Raw genomic sequence first — 2,375 nt, forward strand, 5'->3', positions numbered from 1 at the left:
GTCGGAAGCCGACTTTGCCGCGGATCATTTGCCGTAGCGGTGTCGCAAGCTCCGGTACGGGGCTTTGAGCGAGATGAATTTTTCTTCACCCCACCACCCCGCGCCAGCCTGTACATTTCGCTCGCTCATTCAAGAAACTACGGTTTGCCCGCTCTCCCGCGGGCTTTTTTTTGCCTGCGGGTTTGCGCCCATCACTGTGCCACCTGCGCGACGCTCCCTTGCGATGGCTCGGGTAGCAAACACCCTTTGGCCATCCACTGGCAGTCTCTGACCCAGCGAAAGCCGGATTCCAGATCGCCGCGGTCGTTGTAATACCCCAGCCTGAGTTGAGTGGCGCTCAGATCGAGTTTGGCAAAACCAGCCCGCGAGTCAGTAAAGGTGCTATCCGGTGTTGGCGTTTGCAAGGCAGACAGCCTCTTGCCACCGGCCCCGGAAATCACCCAAGCGGGTTCGCCTGCACGCAACAGCAATTGCTGGTTGTGATCATGACCCGACAAAAGCAGATCGACGTGGTTGCGTTGCAACACTGGCAAGAGCCATGTGAGCAGATTCGACTCCTCGTCATGCTTGCCTTGATTGCGCACCGGGTGATGGGACGCGGCTATTCGCCATACCGGTGCCGGTCCGGGTGCCTGGTACGCCTGATCGATCAAGTCGATTTGCTGCTGCAAACTCTCACGTGGCGCCGAGGTGTCGAGGAACACCATCCGCACCAATGGCCGCCCGTCAACGTCACCGAAATCCTTGACGTAGAAATTCGCCGGCATCTGCCAACGGCCCGATCCCTTGTGCTGTTGGCCGTACTCGATCTCGTATTTTTGCGACACCGGGTAATCGTGGTTGCCCAGCACCGCGTAGAACGGCACATGGCTGAGCCAATGGCCCCAATAGACTCGCTCGAATCGGGTTTCCCAGTGGAGATCGTGGGTGCTGGTCAATGGCTTGCCGTAGAAGTTGTCGCCGAGGAAAACCACCATGTCCAGGCGCCCCTCCCTGGACGCAACCCGCTCCATGGCTTGCCCCACCCGCCACTGTTGCAAGTCACCGCTACCCTGATCGCCCACCGCAATCATCGACGCCGATGCAGGGTCCAGACCATTCAACGGAACGTACGGCGATGGCGGCGTAAACAGCCAGTAACCACCGACCGCCAGTAGAAGAGCGAAGGCAATACCAGAGCCAAGCGCGATCCTTCGGAGTACCAAACGTTTTGCAGAAATCGAGGTGGAATTTGTGCGTTTCAATCAGGAACTCACTGGGCTTGGAAAGCCAGACAGGGTGGCGAAATGAAGGTCGACCTTCACTCTCAATAGATCACAGCAGTTGTTCACGATTTGTTAAGAAATCGTTCCGTTTACTTTTTTCCAGCCTGTTTTTTTCGGCCTTCCTTTTCCGGTAGCCAGAAGTCATGTCGCGCCCTGTCCCACCGTTGATCGCAGTCGCACACAATCCCTGAGCTCACTGAAGGTTTCCTTGGGCAAGAAAAAACCCGCCGCCCTTTCGGGTTGCGGGTTTCGCCGTTCAAAGCGGACTCAATTCACTGGTTGAGTCTGAGTCGCCGCTACCGGTTTTTGCGATTTGGAGAGCACCGGCTGTTCCAGCCTCGCTCGCCCGTAAAACGCCAGCGCCGTCAGCAAACACGCCAGCCACACAAAGATCCCGGCCCAGAGGGTGTGGGACATGTAGTGCCAGCCTTGCAGCACCCGCGTTGTACCGTAGATGAAACCGAGGGTCAGCGAGCCGTACATGATCGCCTTGGAATAGCGCCAGCGATAACGGCGAGCCACGAAGTACAACGCCAGCATGGTGAACCCGCCCGATGCGTGTCCGCCCGGCCAGCAACGACCGTCACCAGCGACTTTCAGCAGGTCGAAATTCTCATACCACTCAACGTGCTCCTTTTTGCCGCCGTACTGGGTCGTCTCGATCGGGCAATACACGCTGGTGTGGCCCTTGAGGTAGTGAATGACCCCGGTGCTGATGGAAAACGCGAACACCACGTAGAGAAAATCGCGACGGTGCCGGGTGGCAAAGCGCAGCACCGGTGCGACTTTGATTTTCTCCAGGAAAGCGATGATTTTCGAGTGCTTTTCAGCCTTCAGGCGCGGCCAGAGAAACGACAGCAAGGCACCGATAATCGCAATTTCGCCGGTCCAGTTGGGAATGATCCGCGCCCATTTATGGGTGATTTTTTCGAACAGATGGACATGGTCCAACGGGTACGTCTGCGTTACCGGATCAAAAAAGTAATTGTTGAAGGCGATGTCGATGCTGGTCATGTCGAACATCAGAAACACCGCGACCGCGCAGGCCAGCGGAATACCGAAATTCACCCAGTAAAAGCGGTAGCGAGAAGCGGTCAGCATTGTGAATCC

Annotated in this window: 2 protein-coding genes; both read right to left on the reverse strand. The window is 57.0% G+C overall.

Features of this window, described 5'->3' with window-relative positions; genetic code table 11:
- Nucleotides 1-191 precede the first annotated feature (191 nt).
- Nucleotides 192-1,244 carry a metallophosphoesterase gene (locus AC1DVH_RS29650; RefSeq protein ID WP_477756786.1) on the reverse strand — a complete coding sequence of 351 codons (1,053 nt, stop codon included), beginning with the start codon at nucleotides 1,242-1,244 and terminating at the stop codon, nucleotides 192-194.
- Between the two features lie 288 nt (nucleotides 1,245-1,532).
- A complete protein-coding gene (locus AC1DVH_RS29655; RefSeq protein WP_477756787.1) occupies nucleotides 1,533-2,366 on the reverse strand; it encodes a phosphatase PAP2 family protein in 834 nt (277 codons plus the stop codon).
- Between the last annotated feature and the right edge of the window lie 9 nt (nucleotides 2,367-2,375).

This window comes from Pseudomonas sp. P4_C3 (genome assembly GCF_056402075.1).